This is a genomic window from Chryseobacterium tongliaonense, assembly GCF_041224435.1.
Lineage (GTDB): Bacteria > Bacteroidota > Bacteroidia > Flavobacteriales > Weeksellaceae > Chryseobacterium > Chryseobacterium tongliaoense.
Window position 1 is genome coordinate 485,572 of the sequence record NZ_JBGFFD010000002.1, and the last position, 15,686, is coordinate 501,257.

Below are 15,686 nucleotides of genomic sequence, written 5' to 3' on the forward strand. Positions count from 1 at the left end.
TTACGGAATTTTGAAGCATGATTTCAAAACCTGATCATGTGAAAAGTTTCATTCAGAACGAAGCATCACAGAAAATAATTTTTATCGGATTGGGCAGTATTTGTCTTACTCCTTTGGTTTCCTCTCCTATTGCGCTCGCTTTGGGTTTCATGATAGCTGTTTTACTTGGCAATCCATTTGAAAAATACTTACATCAATACATTCATCTGCTTCTCCAGGTTTCTATTGTCGGATTAGGTTTCGGATTAAAGCTTAATGAAGCTTTGAATGCAGGAAAAACAGGATTAATGTTAACAGTTCTCAGCATTTCAACCGTTATGATTTCAGGCTATTTCCTTGGAAAACTGTTTAAGCTTGATAAACAGCTGTCTTATTTAATTTCAGTCGGAACAGCGATCTGTGGCGGAAGTGCCATTGCAGCCACCTCACCAATTATCAAACCGAGCAGTAAACAAATTTCCCTGGCTCTTGCCATTGTTTTTACCCTGAATTCAATTGCCTTATTTATATATCCTGCGATTGGTCACGCATTGCAACTTTCTCAGGAACAATTCGGTTTGTGGTGTGCCATCGGGATTCATGATACCAGTTCTGTTGTGGGAGCAGCCGGCAAGTTCGGGAATGAGGCGTTAAAAATAGCAACTACTGTGAAACTGGCTCGTGCTTTATGGATCATTCCTGTCTCGGTCATTACCATGTTTATTTTCAAAAATAAGGAATCAAAAATTAAAATACCCTGGTTTATCGGATGGTTTGTTCTAGCTATTTTACTGAATACTTATTTCCCCGTTTTTGATCTCTTCAGCAGCTCTGTAACGGCCGTGGCGAAATCCGGACTTAATCTTACTTTATTCTTTATCGGTTCCACCCTTTCTCTTCAGACCTTAAAAACAATTGGTGTTAAGCCATTGGCTGTAGCGATTATTTTATGGGTGACTATAAGCGTGGGAAGTCTTATCTATATTATCAGTTAAATGACAAAAACCTTTCGGAAGGTCCCAAAAGGCTTTTGCTTTATTAAATGTGGAAATGTTTATTTCTGACTGAAACAGTTCTTAAATTGCTGATTCGCCACAGTTATATCCCTGTGTACAAGCGATATACTGCACACAATACCAAGGTCCGGTAACGGATCCTGAGCAGCTGCAACCGCAAAGTGATAAATCAGGTGTTCCGCTGATTCCTCCGGTAATGTTCTTTAGATCTGTTTTTCTTAGTTTTTTAGCGTTTTTCATTTGTTATCTGATTTAGTTTTAGAGATTAAACAATATAGTTTGGTTACCTTTCAAAGTTAAACAAATATTAATTATTCGCAGCATAATTTATTTAAAATTTCAATAATACATTGATACCATTATCTTTATTACTTTGATAACACAAATATCTGACGCTCCTGTTTCTTAAACAGGCTTATTATTCTATGAATTTAAGATACCTTGAATGGTTTTCTAAAATGATAAGAGAAGTAAAATTGGAATTTTACTTAAAAAATAAAAAACCCTTCGGAGAACCGAAAGGTTTGATTATTAAATGTGGAAATTTTATTTTCTAATAAAAATAACTCTAATTGCTTAGCAAGTAATTACCTGCGGACAGGCAATGTACTGAACGCAATATTTAGGACCTGTAACAGCTCCCGTACAACTGCATCCGCATAAAGATAAATCGGGTTTAACAGGGTCAACGATGATGCCGCCGACGATGTTTTTAAGCTCTTCTTTCTTTAGTTTTTTAGCGTTTTGAAAAATGTTGTTTGACATGTGATTTGGATTTTGAGATTAAACAATATAGTTTTACGTTGATTTCAAAGTTAACAATAATCTGTTATTCAAAGTATAATTTAATACAAAGTTTTATAATTTGTTTATTTTGTTATAGCTATTATTTATTAAACGAAATGTTTATCCAAAATAGTATGTAAATGCCATTTATTCTGTAAACTCCAGATCTTTATTATGGGTTTCGGAAATGGTAAGCGCCGAATAAAAGGCAAGCCCGAAAACCACAAATCCTACTATAGCTGCACTTATCACGACCGTAAAATTATTTTTAAGAAGATCAAAGGCGAAGATCATTACAGGAACCAACCCTCTTACCATATTCGGAACGGTAGTCGTTGCCGTGTTCCTAATATTGGTTCCGAACTGTTCTGCTGCCAAAGTAACAAACATGGCCCAATATCCCGTTCCCAATCCAAGCCAGACACAGAAAATATAATATTTGGTTTCTGTATCGGTATTTCCGAAAAGCATAATTCCTACTCCAACGATCGTAAACAGCAGCATATAAAAGATGGCCATTTTCCTTGATTTTAAAGCATGAGAAATAAACCCGCTCGATAGATCACCGACGGAAATCCCTATATAAGCCCACATAATGGCTTTACCCGGGTTGAGATCCTTAATCTTTAATTCAGGGGCAAACTGATTGGCCAAAACCGCCAGAATGCCAATGCAATACCAGGTCGGAAGCCCAACCGCAATACATTTCATATATCTTATGAAGCGGTCTTTATTTGTGAAAAAGGAAAAGAAATTACCTTTTGAGACCGTTTTATGTTCAATATTTTTATAAATCCCCGATTCAGAAACACTGATTCTCAGGAATAAAAGCATAATTCCCAATACTCCGCCGATAATGTATGAAATATTCCAGCCACCGGCTAATTCCACCGTTAATTGGGCGACAACGGCTCCCATGAGACCAAATCCCGCTACTACAGAAGTTCCGATAGCTCTCAGGTTTTTTGGAAGGCTTTCAGAAACCAATGTAATACCTGCTCCCAATTCTCCCGCTAACCCAACTCCTGCAATAAAACGTAATCCTGCATAAGAATAAACCAGATTCTCTTTTGGAAAATAAGGTAAGAAACCGCAGGCAATATTGGCTAAAGAATACACTAGGATAGATCCGAATAATACAGAAAGTCGTCCTTTTTTATCCCCGAAAATTCCCCAGAAGATTCCGCCGACGAGCAGGCCTGCCATCTGACAATTGAGAATAAAAGTTCCGTCAACATCAGGATTCAAACCTAAGGCTTTTAAACTGGGGATTCTTACAATGCCAAATAAAAGCAGGTCATAAATATCAACAAAATACCCCAACGCGGAAATGATAACAGGAATTGAAAAGATGTACTTCAGTTTAGAAGACAAAGAAAGTTCTTGCATTTAGATTTAAATTTGGATAAAAATAAAAAACCTTTCAATTTCTTGAAAGGTTTTTATACAATATCTTATTTCGATTGTTATCTTGCAATATTCACAGCTCTCGTTTCTCTGATCACTGTTACTTTTACCTGCCCCGGATAGGTCAGTTCATTCTGAATTTTTTCAGAAATATCATAAGACAATTGAGAAGCAACTTCATCATTCACTTTTCCGCTTTCTACCATTACTCTCAGTTCTCTACCAGCCTGGATTGCATAAGCGCTGGATACTCCGTCAAAGCTTAAAGCTGCTGATTCAAGGTCTTTCAGTCTCTGGATATAAGATTCCAATACTTGTCTTCTTGCTCCCGGCCTTGCTCCGGAAATAGCATCCGCTACCTGGATAATCGGAGATAATAAAGAAGTCATTTCAACTTCGTCGTGGTGAGCTCCGATTGCATTGATTACTTCTGCATTTTCACCGTATTTTTCAGCCCACTGCATTCCTAGCAATGCGTGTGGAAGTTCTGATTCCTGTTCGGGAACTTTACCGATATCGTGTAAGAGACCGGCTCTTTTAGCCAGTTTTACATTCAATCCTAATTCTGCAGCCATTGTTGCTGCAATGTTGGCAACTTCTCTGGAGTGCTGTAATAAGTTTTGCCCGTAAGAAGAACGGTATTTCATTCTGCCGACAATCTTGATCAATTCTGGGTGTAACCCGTGAATTCCAAGGTCGATAATTGTTCTTTTTCCTACTTCAATAATTTCCTCTTCAATCTGCTTTCTTGTTTTTTCTACAACTTCTTCGATTCTTGCAGGGTGAATTCTTCCGTCTGTAACCAATCTGTGAAGTGATAATCTTGCGATCTCCCTTCTTACCGGGTCAAAACATGAAAGAAGAATTGCTTCCGGAGTGTCGTCAACGATGATCTCTACTCCTGTAACGGCTTCCAAAGCACGGATATTTCTACCTTCTCTACCAATGATTCTACCTTTTACTTCATCAGATTCAATATTGAAAACCGATACCGAGTTTTCGATAGCCTGCTCGGTTCCTATTCTCTGAATGGTTTGGATAACAATTTTTCTGGCTTCATTTTTAGCATTCATCTGAGCTTCCTCCATGATTCCCTGAACGTGGGCCTGAGCTCTTGTCTTAGCTTCAGCTTTCATAGATTCTACCAATTCTGCTTTAGCTTCATCTGCCGTGTAATTGGATATTTTTTCAAGGATTTCAACTTTTTTAGCGGTAATTGAATCCAGTTCCTGCTGTTTTCGCTCTAAAATTTCAGTTTTCTTAGCATAATCTGCAATCTGCTTGTCCAGGTCTTTTTCAAGTTTTCCTGTTTTGCTGAGCTCGTCATTCAGCTTATGTTCCTTATCCTTTATTCTTTTTTCTACTTCCTGCATTTTCTTTTCACGGGACTGAATATCTGCATCATGCTGGGATTTCAGTTCGAGAAATTTTTCTTTAGCCTGAAGATTCTTTTCTTTTTTTATGGATTCGGCTTGTACGTTAGCTTTTTCTATAAGGTTTTCGGCATTTTTCGTTGCATCATCTATAATAAATTTTGCCTTGGTATTCAGTGAGCTTTTAGAGAAAAATATCCCTATAACTGCACCAACCACCAAACAAATAACGCCGACTATAATGGCTGTTGTCATATATATTGAGTTTTAATTGTCTTCATATTTAAATAAAAAAAGCCCACAACAATTCAAAGATTGAGAGTAAACTCCTAATCAACACGATTTGAACTGATTTCCACTGTCTGTAATCCGGAGAACCGGCACGCCATTCGATGGACATTTGTTCGGTAATTGTTTAGCGTTGAGTTTACCTTTAATGTGTTAGAATTATTGTAGGCAGTCTGTTGGGAAAAAATCTATTTCCCAATTTCATTCAACGTCTGATTAATTTTGGCTAATCTTTCGTTGGTAGAATGTATTGTTTTATCGTAGTTGAGAGATACCACTTCGGCATTGGTTCCCAGTTTCAGGGCACACATAGCTAAAGCATCCTGTTTATCTCTAACATCGAAATTTTGTTCAAAATCTTTAATCATATTCTCAATCTGCTTCCCTACTTTACGCAAAGTTTCTTCTTCTGCTGCGGGTACGTTCAGCGGATATACTCTTCCTGCAATGTTGATGGTTATTCTCCTTACCTCCATTATAATCCACTGTTTTGAAGCTGAGCAATACAGAAATCAATTTCTTTTACCAATCTGTTGATATGGTTTTTCATTAATCTATTGTGTTCAGGATTTCCTGATATTGCTGAATAAAGCTTTATATTTTTTTGTTCTTCTGCTAATACCTGATTTTTTCTTCTCTCCTCATCGTATTTCTTCTTCAGCTCTTCATGCTCTGTATTCAATTCTGAAAACCTTTCCGTAAGATTTTGATGGTTTTTATGTAAATTCAAAATCTTTTTTTCCAGTTCTGAAAAATTGTTTTCTAAATCTTGAAGCATTTCAGGTTTATATATTCTAACTATTAGCAAAAATAAAAAAATAATAACACTAAACAAATATAAAACCCTCTATATTTTGATTTGGTTAACAAAAAAGGAGATGCAATGCATCCCCTTTCTATATTTTAAGTCTGTTTTTCTATTCAAATTTCAATACAAACATTACTGCTCTTGTCTGCAACGTAGACATTGCTGAAGCCCAGTATGGCGGTGTATTAGGATTATCTGCCACTACCTCGTTATTCATAATGAATGTTCCTCTGATGGCAGGAGTCAGCTTAAATTTATTGAAATAAAACTGAATCCCCATTTCTGCAGACCATGCAAAGTTATGAGTAGTAGATCTGAAAACCTGCTGAAGGTTATCATCTGTAGAGTCAGAGTTTGATTGTAAATTCACGATATAGTTTACCCCTGCTGCAACATATGGCCTTGAATTGTACCATCTGTCACCATGAAGTTCCAATAATACCGGAACATCAACCAAAGTAGACTTTACTTGTCTTACTTTATCTGTTTCAGTTAAAGGAATTGGAATAAACGGAGGATTCGTTAAAGTACCTGCAGCATACTGATCGTTTGACTGGGTATTGAAGGTAAGTTCCCTTTGAGCAAATTGTAAGCCTGGTTCAACTCGTAAATCCAAGTAGTCATTCAGTCTCCATTTTCCGATCAATCCGGCTCCGAAACTGTAACTTGCTTTAGATGTAACGAGATTCTTATTCCCATCCATACCGTATCTTGGGTTGAGTACTATACGGTAGTCTAGTCTGTTACCATTCAGATAAAAACCCCAACTGAATACCTGTTGATCAAAGTCTTCCAACTTATCCATTCTGTTTCGGGTTCTAAATTGCGCGTCTGCAAAAACTGCAATGTTTACTGAGGCTAAAACCAGTACTTTTAATAAAAATTTATTCATAGGTTACTTTGTTGCTTTATAAATTGTGGCTATACCTAAACTTAGTTTTTTATATTCAACTTTTTTAAATCCTGTATCTAAAAGAATTTGTCTCATCTTTTCCCCGAAAGGAAAAGCATTTACAGAATCCGGAAGGTACGTATATGCCCTATTATCTTTAGAAACCAGTCTGCCGATGGCAGGTAATATATTTTTAAAATAAAACATATACAATGGCCCTAAGAACCCCTCAACCTTTGAAAACTCCAGTATATAAACACTCTTGTTATCTTTAACTACCCTTCTTAACTCTGATAAACCTTTTGTAAGATTTTCAAAATTCCTTACTCCAAATGCAACGGAAACAGCGTCAAATCTATTGTCCTCGAAAGGTAAATTTTCTGCATCGCCTTTTTGCATGGAAATTTTGCCGTCTAAATTAAGTTTTTTTATTTTAATAACGCCAACATTTAACATTTGTTGCGATAAATCTAAGCCAATTACTTTTGAATCGGTTCCTTTTTCAATCGTGATTGCCAGATCTCCCGTTCCTGTAGCCACATCCAGCACTTCCTGCGGGCTGTCATTTTTCATCCATTTCACCAATTTATTTCTCCATAAAACATCAATTTTCATGGACAAAACACGATTTAAAAGATCATATTTCGGTGCAATATTGTCGAACATGTCCTCTACCTGGCTCTTTTTTGTAGCCTCAGAATTGTAGGGCGTTACTTGGTTAATATCCTTTGTCAAAACTTGTAATATTCTTTATAATAATTAAGGTAATCTTGTTTCCTGAAAATTTTTGATCTCGATTCTACCTGCTGTACATTTTTGATCAGCTTGTCATAATCTTCATCTACATTATAGTAAAAATCTTCTGTATAGAGCTTATTGGAGCGCTTAGCACCGCCAAAATACTCTTTTCCGTCTATTACGGTCTTATCAAGCGCCAAAAGTAATGAATCTTTTTTAAGATTGTATCCATAGTACTGACGATTAATATAATAATCCTGATGAGCGATATTTAAAAGTCCGCGGATTTTATTTACCTCAAATGCAGAATCATACAGCATTTTTTTATTCTGGTCAAAAACTTTTATAGAATTTTTCCCCATCGTCAGGTCAACATGCACCGTTTGCCCCGCTGAAATAATTCCTTCGGAACCGTTATTAATCTTATAATAATACGTATTGGGTGTAGGATTGTCTACGATGTAATAATTTTTTTTGGATAAAAAAAGGAAATAAACCCCGAAGGCAATGATAAACGCTGCAACAGCAATAAGTAAGCCTTTTAAGGATGGATTGTTTTTCATAGACTGTAAAGTACAATTTTTGCAAATTTAATAATATTTTTAATTCTTCGTTATTAAGATTAATTATTAACTTTGCGTTTTTAAAAAATCATATAAACGAATGCCGAATACGATCATTATTGGTTCTGGATCTTATATTCCTAATAGAGTTATTGGTAGAGACTTTTTTCTGAATTCTGAGTTTTATACGGATGAGGGCGAAAAGATAGAAAAACCTACTGAAGAAATTATTGCAAAGTTTGTAGAAATTACAGAGATAGAGAACAGAAGGTTTATTGAAGAAGAGCTTTCCAACTCACAAATCGGTTATGAAGCAGCTAAAATTGCTATTGAAGATGCAAAAATAGATGCTGAGGAACTTGATTATATTATTTATGCAAGTAATTTCGGAGAAGTTACGGTTGACGGATACGTCAATTTTATGCCTAATATGGCTGCCAGAGTGAAAAATAAACTGGGGATCAAAAACAGAAAATGTATCACTTATGATATGATTTTCGGATGCCCGGGATGGGTTGAAGCCATGATTCTTGCGGATAATTTAATTAAAGCTCATGTAGCTAAAAAGATTCTTGTTATCGGTGGGGAAACATTAAACCGTGTTACTGATCCGCATGACAGAAACAGAATGATCTTTGCAGACGGTGCCGGTGCTGTAGTGGTACAGGCTACTGATGATGAAAATGTAGGAATTATTTCCAAAAATACCATCTGTGACAACGGCCCGGAATTATGCTATCTTGAAAACGGCCCTTCCATCAACAAAAATGCAGATCAGAAACGTTTATTCGTAAGAATGCAGGGAAGAAAAATTTATGAATATGCTTTAAAAAATGTTCCTGTAGCCATCAAAGAAACCATTGATAATGCAGGCCTTTCCATCGGAGATATTGATAAAATTTTAATCCACCAGGCTAATGCTAAAATGGATTATGCGATGATTGAAAGACTTCATAAACTTTACGAGGTGAAAGATTATGATCATTCTATCTCTCCCATGACGATCCAGGAGTTCGGAAATTCTTCCGTAGCAACGATTCCTACCATGTATGATTTAATAATTAAAGGAAAAATGCAGGGTCAATCGTTTAAAGGTAAAGGTAACGTTGTGATGACTTCGGTAGGTGCCGGAATGAACATCAACGCTATCGTTTACAGATTTCCCTAAGAATAATAATTATAAAAAAATATAAAAGCACAAAGGAAATCTTCTTTGTGCTTTTTTAAAATCTGATTATGCAAAGAAATTTTTTAATTATTGCCGCTGTTTTTCTGTTTTTAGAAATCTACATCTATCAGGCAATAAGAACGTTGACGGATAATCTCTGGATAAGAATCGGCTACTGGGTTGTTTCTTTGATTATTTACGGTGTCTTTACTTATGAAGTCCTGCATTTTAACAGGGCCGATAAAAGTATGGTGCGGGCCCAGATCATGATTTCATTATTTCTGGTTTTTATTCTCCCAAAAATCTTCATCGTTTTATTTCTGCTCATTGATGATATTTTCAGAACCGGAGGATATCTGATCGGGTTAACACGGCCAACGGATAACTTTTTCCCGGAAAGAAGAAAGTTTCTAAGCTTAATGGGATTAGGATTAGGTGGAGTTCTTTCAGCCTTGTTTATTGATGGGATCACATTCGGGAAATACCGTCATAAAATAAGAAAGGTGAAAGTAAATTTTGCCAATCTTCCGAAAAGCTTTAAAGGGTATAAGATCGTACAGATCTCTGACGTTCACAGCGGCAGTTTCTCGGATCCTGGTAAACTGGAACATGCCATCAATCTGATCAATGAACAAAAACCGGATCTGGTTTTGTTCACCGGAGATATGGTGAATAATGTTGCGGATGAATTCAAACCGTTTATTCCTTTATTTTCTAAAATTAAAGCCAAAGACGGTAAGCTTGCGGTATTGGGAAATCATGATTATGGTGATTATGTAGCCTGGGAATCACCGGATGCCAAGAAAAAAAATCTTGAAACCCTTATTGAATATGAAAGACAGGCAGGATTTGACATGCTGAGAAATGAAAACAGGACTATCGAGAAAAACGGTGAGAAACTTTATATTTTAGGAGTAGAAAACTGGGGTTTAAAACCTTTCCCGCAATTCGGAGATATTGACAAAGCACTTGAAAACGTCCCGGAATCAGCCGCAAAAATCTTAATGAGCCATGACCCTACCCATTTTGATGAAGTGGTAAAAAAACATCCGGGAAACGTGTATTTGACACTTTCCGGACATACACACGGAATGCAGTTTGGCCTTGACCTGAAAAATGTTAAATGGTCCCCGGTTCAATACCGTTATCCGAAATGGGCTGACCTTTATGAAAGTGAAGGTAAATTCCTGTATGTAAACAGAGGTTTCGGGGTTATTGGTTATCCCGGAAGAGTGGGTGTTTTGCCGGAGATTACACTTTTTGAATTAGCTTAGAAATTCAACAAAAAAGTTTTAGGTTTTTGGTTTAATGTTTAATGTTTAATGTTTAAAAGGAAGTTATCATTTTCCCTAATCCCTAAAAAATATAATCTTTCATCCGGGAAGTAGCAAGCTCCTTCTCGTTGATAAAACTGAGGAGGGCATCTAATTTGTCCTCCATTTTTCTGCCTGAAAACAAACTTCTGTAAAAAGGAATTTCAAACGGATATTTCTTAAAATCCGTAAACTGCCAGGAATTAAGATAAATCAGGACAAAATCATCATTTTTGAGTGTTTCAAAGACCATATTCTGATAATAATTCATCGGCAATATCTGAAACACAAAATCATTATAAGGCAACTGGCTATAGGGAGAAATACTTTCGGGGACAATACTTAATCCATCTTCCTCGATAATCTCCGTATTTCTTTTTAAGCGTTTAAAAGGGAAAAGAATATTGGCATTATCAATATTGGAGACATAATTAAATTCCAGTAATTTTAAATTTTCCTGTGGAAGCTTATGATCTTTCTGACGGATTCCGCGGATTTGTTTTTCCAGAAAACTCTGTGCATTTTTTTTGACTTCCTCAATTTCCTGAAGACCGGAATTTTTATTATAAAAAGCAATTTCATGTCCACGACCTGAAATTGCTTTTATAAGATTCTGTAGTTTTTCTACGATAGTGATCTCTATAAAAAAACTTGCTTTTACATCATGAATATCTAAAATTCTAAGAATTGCTTTTGTATTATCTGCTGTAATTTTCAATCTTTCTTCATCAGTAATTTGAGCATCGTTTTCGGGCTCTGCGTCAATATTTATAATGTTAAAAGTTAATAATACCATTTAAATTAAATTTTAGATAAAGATTATAACAAATTAATAATCAGATGTTAAATAATATTCTATTTAAAGTTATATTTAAGATAAATTAATTTTTACCTAATTTCACTTTAAGATTCTTGATCATGTCTTTGGACATTTCAGAAATTCCAAAATCATAGGAAAGTCCCCAGTCTTTTTTCGCTACTGAGTCATCAATTGAAGCCGGCCATGAATCTGCAATTGCCTGTCTGAAATCCGGTTTATAATCGATCTCAAATTCAGGAATTTCTTTCTTGATTTCTGCTGCCAATTCTTTTGGAGTGAAAGACATTCCGCCCAAATTATATGAAGAACGAACCGTTAAACTTTCTTTTGGAGCATCCATTAATTTTAAAGTTGCATTGATTGCATCATCCATATACAACATCGGCATCCCCGTATTTTCGGAAATGAAACTTGTGTATTTTCCTTCTTCAATGGCTTCATAAAAAATTTCCACTGCGTAATCTGTTGTTCCTCCTCCAGCCGGAGTTTTCCATGAAATCAATCCCGGATATCTGATACTTCTTACATCTACCCCATATTTATCAAAATAGTATTCGCACCATTTTTCTCCTGCCATTTTAGAAATCCCATATACTGTTGTAGGATTTAAAACTACATCCTGTTCTACATTTTCCTTTGGAATTCCTTTTCCGAAAACAGCAATTGAACTGGGCCAGAAGATCTTTTTAAGAAGTCCTTCTTTAGCCATTTCACAAAAATGAAGAAGAGGCTCAAGGTTTAATTTCCATGCAAAAATCGGCTGCTTTTCTGAAGTTCCTGATAATAATGAAGCCAAATGATAAACAGTAGTAATGTCGTAATCTTTAATTACCTGTCTCACCAGCTGAGTATTCGTCACATCCATTCTTTCATAGTGTCCGGCAGAGGTGATTCCTTTCTGCCATCTGTCTAATCCGGAAGCAACAACGTTATCAGCTCCATGAATTTCAACTAATCTGTTTGTAAGCTCGGTACCGATTTGGCCCAGGGCACCCGTAATGAGTATTTTTTCCGTATAGGATTCCATTTTTAGATTTTTTTAGAATGCTACAAAAGTAAAAAAATCATGTTAACCATAATAAAAAAGTAGGTAAAAACATACTTTTTATATCACCGGGAAAAAACTTAACCTGATTATGACCATTTTTCTCATCACCCCATCTTAAAACAGGATCAGCAAGCAAACACATCTAGTATTAATAATTGTTACTATAGATATAAACTTTCTATTGCAGCCCGGAATTTCTTTGAAAATTATATATTTTTGCCTTAAACATAATCTTATGAAGAGAGTATTTCTGGTTGCCATATTGATGGCATTTCATTTTTCACCTGCTCAGTTTACAGGTTTTAATATCGTTAAAGAAGTCAAAGTAAAGAATAAAGGTGTTGTCGTATCTGCCCATCCATTAGCCAGTGAAGCCGGAGCTAAAATCCTTAAAATGGGTGGTAATGCCTATGACGCAATTGTAGCGACTCAGTATGCTTTGGCAGTAGTGTATCCTCAGGCCGGAAATATCGGCGGCGGCGGATTTTTAGTAGGGGTAAAAAACAATAGTGAGAAATTCACTCTTGATTACCGTGAAACCGCTCCCCTGAAAGCTTCCAGAGACATGTATATCGACAAAAACGGAAAAGCCAATACCGATCTGTCACAAAACGGAAGATTAGCAGTAGGTGTTCCGGGAAGTGTAGCCGGTTTTTTTGCCACTTTAAAACATTGTAAACTTCCGATGGATAAAATCATTCAGCCTGCTATTGATCTGGCCGAGAATGGCTTTGCTATTACAGAGCAGGAAGCTAATCTGTTGAACTCCAATAAGGATAATTTCAAAAAGCATAATCAATCTGCCATTGTTTTTGTAAAAGATACACCGTGGAAAGCCGGAGATATTTTAGTTCAGAAAGAGCTGGCCGAAACCTTAAAACTAATTCAGAAATCAGGTTTAAAAGGCTTTTATGAAGGAAAAACAGCATCTCTTTTAGTTGCTGAAATGAAAAAAGGAAACGGAATTATCACTTCTGAAGATTTAAAAAATTACAAAGTAGCCGAAAGAAAAGCTTTAGAGTTTGATTATAAAGGAAATAACGTTGTTTCTATGCCATTACCATCAAGTGGCGGTTTACTTCTTGCCCAGATGCTTAAAATGGCAGGCTATGAAAATCTTGAAAAATATCAGCAGAATTCTACCCAGGCCGTACAGATCATGGTGGAAGCAGAAAGAAGAGCCTATGCCGACAGAGCTGAATATATGGGTGATCCTGATTTTATACAGGATAAAACAACTTATTTAATTTCCGATGAGTATTTAAAAAGCAGATGGAAAAGTTTCAGTTTTGATAAAGCTACTCCAAGTGCTGAAGTTGGAAAAATTATTCAACAGCCGAAAGAATCTACTGAGACCACTCATATTTCAGTTATTGATAAAGACGGAAACGCTGCATCAGTCACTACTACCCTTAACGGACTATACGGAAGTAAAGTAGTGGTTGCCGGAGCCGGATTCTTTTTAAATAATGAAATGGATGATTTTTCTGTAAAGCCCGGTGTTCCGAATATGTTTGGGGCAGTAGGTGGTGAGGCGAATTCCATTCAACCGAATAAAAGAATGCTTTCGTCGATGACACCGACTATTCTTCTGAAAAACGGGAAACCTTATATGGTGGTAGGAACTCCCGGAGGAACGACCATTCCTACTTCCGTCTATCAATCGATTGTGAATGTGGTGGATTTTAAATTAAACACCAACATCTCTGTTAATTCTCCGAAATTCCATCATCAATGGCTTCCTGAAACAGTTGCTGTAGAAAACAATTTTCCGGAAACCACCATTTCAGAGCTTCAGAAAAAGAATTATAAAATTGACAGGATAAAACAAATCGGAAGAACAGAAATGATTTTAATTGACGACAACGGAAATATCCATGCTGTAGCAGACGGAAGGGGTGATGATTCTGTAGCTGTGGAATAATTTAAAACCATTTTTCGATTTTGGTCAGCCTGACGTGAATAAATACGAATCAGAAATTAGAGTTTATAGTTTGGCGCGGGGCTTTCAGCCCCGCGCCAAACTTTTCATGACTTTTGTCATATTTCAGAATAAATTTCCTTAATTTTCGGCCTTTAAAAGTCAAAAAAATCCTTTGAAAACAACAAAATTCTATCAGCAGCTTTACTTTCAGGTTATTATCGCTATTATCGCGGGAATCCTTCTGGGCAGGTTTTATCCTGAACTGGGAGAAAAAATGAAACCGTTGGGAGACGGATTCATTAAACTGGTGAAAATGATTATTGCACCTGTTATTTTTATTACTCTTACCTTAGGGATCGCTCACATGACTGACCTTAAAAAAGTAGGAAGAATTGCCGTTAAAGCAATGATTTATTTCTTTACATTTTCCACATTAGCACTGATCATCGGATTAATTGTAGGAAATATTTTACAGCCCGGACATGGCTTAAATATTGACCCCACTACTCTTTCAGGAGATGTTTCCCAATATCAGCATAAAGCTCATGAATCTACACTTACAGGATTCATTATGAATATTATTCCTGAGACACTCTTCAGTCCTCTGGTTGGTGATAATATCTTACAAGTGCTTCTGGTAGCTATTTTAATGGGTGTTGCTTTAGTTTTAACAAAAGAAAAGAGTCAGAAGGTAACAGATTTCCTTCAGGATCTTGCCACTCCTGTTTTCAAAATTGTGCACATGCTGATGAAACTCGCTCCGATAGGGGCTTTTGGAGCAATGGCTTTCACAATCGGAAAATATGGTCTACACTCTGTTTTAAATCTTATATTCCTGGTAGGTACGTTTTATATTACCTCTATCCTGTTTGTTATTTTAGTACTTGGAACTGTTGCATGGTATAATGGATTTAATATTTTTAAATTCATGTATTACCTTAAAGAAGAGCTCCTTTTAGTATTGGGTACAAGCTCTTCAGAATCTGTATTGCCCGGTATCATGGAAAAGCTTGAAAAGGCAGGCTGCTCTAAGGCCATTGTAGGCCTTGTGGTTCCTACGGGATATTCATTTAATTTAGACGGAACCAATATTTATATGACTCTGGCTTCTTTATTTATAGCCCAGGCTTTGAATATCCACCTTCCTCTTGAAAAGCAGCTGATGCTGCTTCTTGTGGCAATGCTAAGTTCCAAAGGTGCAGCAGGAGTTACCGGAGCTGGTTTTGTGACTCTGGCAGCAACATTGGCGGTTGTCCCTGAAATTCCGATTGCGGGGATGACTTTAATCCTTGGAATTGATAAATTTATGAGTGAATGCCGTGCTTTGACGAATGTGATCGGAAATTCTGTAGCGACTGTTGTTGTAGCCAATTGGGAAAAACAACTGGATAAAAACCAATTGCAGTTCTGCCTTGATCATCCGAATGAAATTGAAAAAAAACTGGAAGTTTAACGATTACATGAGTAGAGTTGTAAAAGTTTTTTTCTTCTTACTTTGATCTCAAAATAAAGCTTATAGGTTTTTGAAACCTATAAGCTTTGTAAAATTTATTAAAATTATTT

General features: G+C 36.2%; 16 protein-coding genes. 5 read left to right on the top strand and 11 right to left on the bottom strand.

The annotated features are described in order from the left end of the window. Positions 1 to 17: 17 nt before the first annotated feature. A complete protein-coding gene (locus AB8P06_RS06385; RefSeq protein ID WP_369839459.1) occupies positions 18 to 974 on the top strand; it encodes a YeiH family protein in 957 nt (318 codons plus the stop codon). Between the two features lie 81 nt (positions 975 to 1,055). Here AB8P06_RS06385 and AB8P06_RS06390 read toward each other — a convergent pair whose 3' ends face one another. The 9 genes from AB8P06_RS06390 to AB8P06_RS06430 all read right to left on the bottom strand — a co-directional run bounded on the left by AB8P06_RS06390 (position 1,056) and on the right by AB8P06_RS06430 (position 7,850). Then, complete coding sequence (locus AB8P06_RS06390) at positions 1,056 to 1,235, bottom strand: hypothetical protein (RefSeq protein WP_369839462.1); 180 nt, start codon at positions 1,233 to 1,235, stop codon at positions 1,056 to 1,058. Positions 1,236 to 1,571: 336 nt separating this feature from the next. Continuing rightward, positions 1,572 to 1,760: a hypothetical protein gene (locus AB8P06_RS06395; RefSeq protein ID WP_369839465.1), complete on the bottom strand. Its 189-nt coding sequence runs from the start codon at positions 1,758 to 1,760 to the stop codon at positions 1,572 to 1,574. A 168-nt stretch (positions 1,761 to 1,928) separates the two neighbouring features. After that, positions 1,929 to 3,170: an MFS transporter gene (locus tag AB8P06_RS06400; RefSeq protein ID WP_369839467.1), complete on the bottom strand. Its 1,242-nt coding sequence runs from the start codon at positions 3,168 to 3,170 to the stop codon at positions 1,929 to 1,931. A 77-nt stretch (positions 3,171 to 3,247) separates the two neighbouring features. After that, positions 3,248 to 4,816, bottom strand: a complete 1,569-nt coding sequence (gene rny / locus AB8P06_RS06405; RefSeq protein WP_369839470.1) for a ribonuclease Y — start codon at positions 4,814 to 4,816, stop codon at positions 3,248 to 3,250. Positions 4,817 to 5,037: 221 nt separating this feature from the next. Continuing rightward, a complete protein-coding gene (locus AB8P06_RS06410; protein ID WP_369839473.1) occupies positions 5,038 to 5,325 on the bottom strand; it encodes a cell division protein ZapA in 288 nt (95 codons plus the stop codon). Further along, positions 5,325 to 5,627 carry a hypothetical protein gene (locus tag AB8P06_RS06415; RefSeq protein WP_369839475.1) on the bottom strand — a complete coding sequence of 101 codons (303 nt, stop codon included), beginning with the start codon at positions 5,625 to 5,627 and terminating at the stop codon, positions 5,325 to 5,327. Before AB8P06_RS06415 ends, AB8P06_RS06410 begins: the two co-directional genes overlap by 1 nt. Positions 5,628 to 5,766: 139 nt before the next feature. Beyond that, on the bottom strand, positions 5,767 to 6,549 hold the full coding sequence (gene porT / locus AB8P06_RS06420; protein ID WP_369839478.1) for a type IX secretion/gliding motility protein PorT/SprT: 783 nt from the start codon (positions 6,547 to 6,549) through the stop codon (positions 5,767 to 5,769). 3 nt (positions 6,550 to 6,552) lie between these two features. After that, positions 6,553 to 7,284, bottom strand: coding sequence for a bifunctional demethylmenaquinone methyltransferase/2-methoxy-6-polyprenyl-1,4-benzoquinol methylase UbiE (ubiE, locus tag AB8P06_RS06425; RefSeq protein ID WP_369839481.1), 732 nt, complete (start codon positions 7,282 to 7,284; stop codon positions 6,553 to 6,555). Next, entirely contained in the window at positions 7,281 to 7,850 is a 570-nt protein-coding gene (locus tag AB8P06_RS06430; protein WP_369839483.1) for a hypothetical protein, read from the bottom strand. The genes ubiE and AB8P06_RS06430 overlap by 4 nt, the downstream gene beginning before the upstream one ends. Before the next feature lie 100 nt (positions 7,851 to 7,950). Here AB8P06_RS06430 and AB8P06_RS06435 point away from each other — a divergent pair, with 100 nt between their 5' ends. Then, positions 7,951 to 9,018, top strand: a complete 1,068-nt coding sequence (locus tag AB8P06_RS06435; protein ID WP_369839486.1) for a 3-oxoacyl-ACP synthase III family protein — start codon at positions 7,951 to 7,953, stop codon at positions 9,016 to 9,018. A 68-nt stretch (positions 9,019 to 9,086) separates the two neighbouring features. Beyond that, the gene (locus AB8P06_RS06440; RefSeq protein ID WP_369839489.1) at positions 9,087 to 10,292 is read left to right on the top strand and encodes a metallophosphoesterase; all 1,206 of its coding nucleotides are present in this window, start codon (positions 9,087 to 9,089) and stop codon (positions 10,290 to 10,292) included. A gap of 82 nt (positions 10,293 to 10,374) precedes the next feature. On the opposite strand, the gene AB8P06_RS06445 is transcribed toward AB8P06_RS06440, so the two are convergent. Continuing rightward, the gene (locus tag AB8P06_RS06445) at positions 10,375 to 11,127 is read right to left on the bottom strand and encodes a polysaccharide deacetylase family protein (RefSeq protein WP_369839491.1); all 753 of its coding nucleotides are present in this window, start codon (positions 11,125 to 11,127) and stop codon (positions 10,375 to 10,377) included. An 85-nt stretch (positions 11,128 to 11,212) separates the two neighbouring features. Beyond that, positions 11,213 to 12,178 (bottom strand): NAD-dependent epimerase/dehydratase family protein, encoded by a 966-nt coding sequence (locus AB8P06_RS06450; protein WP_369839494.1) that lies wholly within the window; start codon positions 12,176 to 12,178, stop codon positions 11,213 to 11,215. Between the two features lie 256 nt (positions 12,179 to 12,434). Between AB8P06_RS06450 and ggt the strand changes: the two genes are divergently transcribed. Together ggt and AB8P06_RS06460 are read left to right on the top strand one after the other, a co-directional pair. After that, complete coding sequence (gene ggt, locus AB8P06_RS06455) at positions 12,435 to 14,123, top strand: gamma-glutamyltransferase (RefSeq protein ID WP_369839497.1); 1,689 nt, start codon at positions 12,435 to 12,437, stop codon at positions 14,121 to 14,123. A gap of 172 nt (positions 14,124 to 14,295) precedes the next feature. Beyond that, a complete protein-coding gene (locus AB8P06_RS06460) occupies positions 14,296 to 15,576 on the top strand; it encodes a dicarboxylate/amino acid:cation symporter (protein ID WP_369839499.1) in 1,281 nt (426 codons plus the stop codon). The last annotated feature ends 110 nt before the right edge of the window (positions 15,577 to 15,686 follow it).

Bases quoted from the DNA above. Each gene is read 5' to 3' on its own strand.
- AB8P06_RS06390 (WP_369839462.1), bottom strand. From the start codon at position 1,235: ATGAAAAACGCTAAAAAACTAAGAAAAACAGATCTAAAGAACATTACC.
- AB8P06_RS06440 (WP_369839489.1), top strand. From the start codon at position 9,087: ATGCAAAGAAATTTTTTAATTATTGCCGCTGTTTTTCTGTTTTTAGAA.
- AB8P06_RS06435 (WP_369839486.1), top strand. From the start codon at position 7,951: ATGCCGAATACGATCATTATTGGTTCTGGATCTTATATTCCTAATAGA.
- AB8P06_RS06430 (WP_369839483.1), bottom strand. From the start codon at position 7,850: ATGAAAAACAATCCATCCTTAAAAGGCTTACTTATTGCTGTTGCAGCG.
- porT (WP_369839478.1), bottom strand. From the start codon at position 6,549: ATGAATAAATTTTTATTAAAAGTACTGGTTTTAGCCTCAGTAAACATT.
- AB8P06_RS06400 (WP_369839467.1), bottom strand. From the start codon at position 3,170: ATGCAAGAACTTTCTTTGTCTTCTAAACTGAAGTACATCTTTTCAATT.
- AB8P06_RS06410 (WP_369839473.1), bottom strand. From the start codon at position 5,325: ATGGAGGTAAGGAGAATAACCATCAACATTGCAGGAAGAGTATATCCG.
- AB8P06_RS06445 (WP_369839491.1), bottom strand. From the start codon at position 11,127: ATGGTATTATTAACTTTTAACATTATAAATATTGACGCAGAGCCCGAA.
- AB8P06_RS06450 (WP_369839494.1), bottom strand. From the start codon at position 12,178: ATGGAATCCTATACGGAAAAAATACTCATTACGGGTGCCCTGGGCCAA.
- AB8P06_RS06395 (WP_369839465.1), bottom strand. From the start codon at position 1,760: ATGTCAAACAACATTTTTCAAAACGCTAAAAAACTAAAGAAAGAAGAG.
- AB8P06_RS06415 (WP_369839475.1), bottom strand. From the start codon at position 5,627: ATGCTTCAAGATTTAGAAAACAATTTTTCAGAACTGGAAAAAAAGATT.
- rny (WP_369839470.1), bottom strand. From the start codon at position 4,816: ATGACAACAGCCATTATAGTCGGCGTTATTTGTTTGGTGGTTGGTGCA.
- ggt (WP_369839497.1), top strand. From the start codon at position 12,435: ATGAAGAGAGTATTTCTGGTTGCCATATTGATGGCATTTCATTTTTCA.
- AB8P06_RS06385 (WP_369839459.1), top strand. From the start codon at position 18: ATGATTTCAAAACCTGATCATGTGAAAAGTTTCATTCAGAACGAAGCA.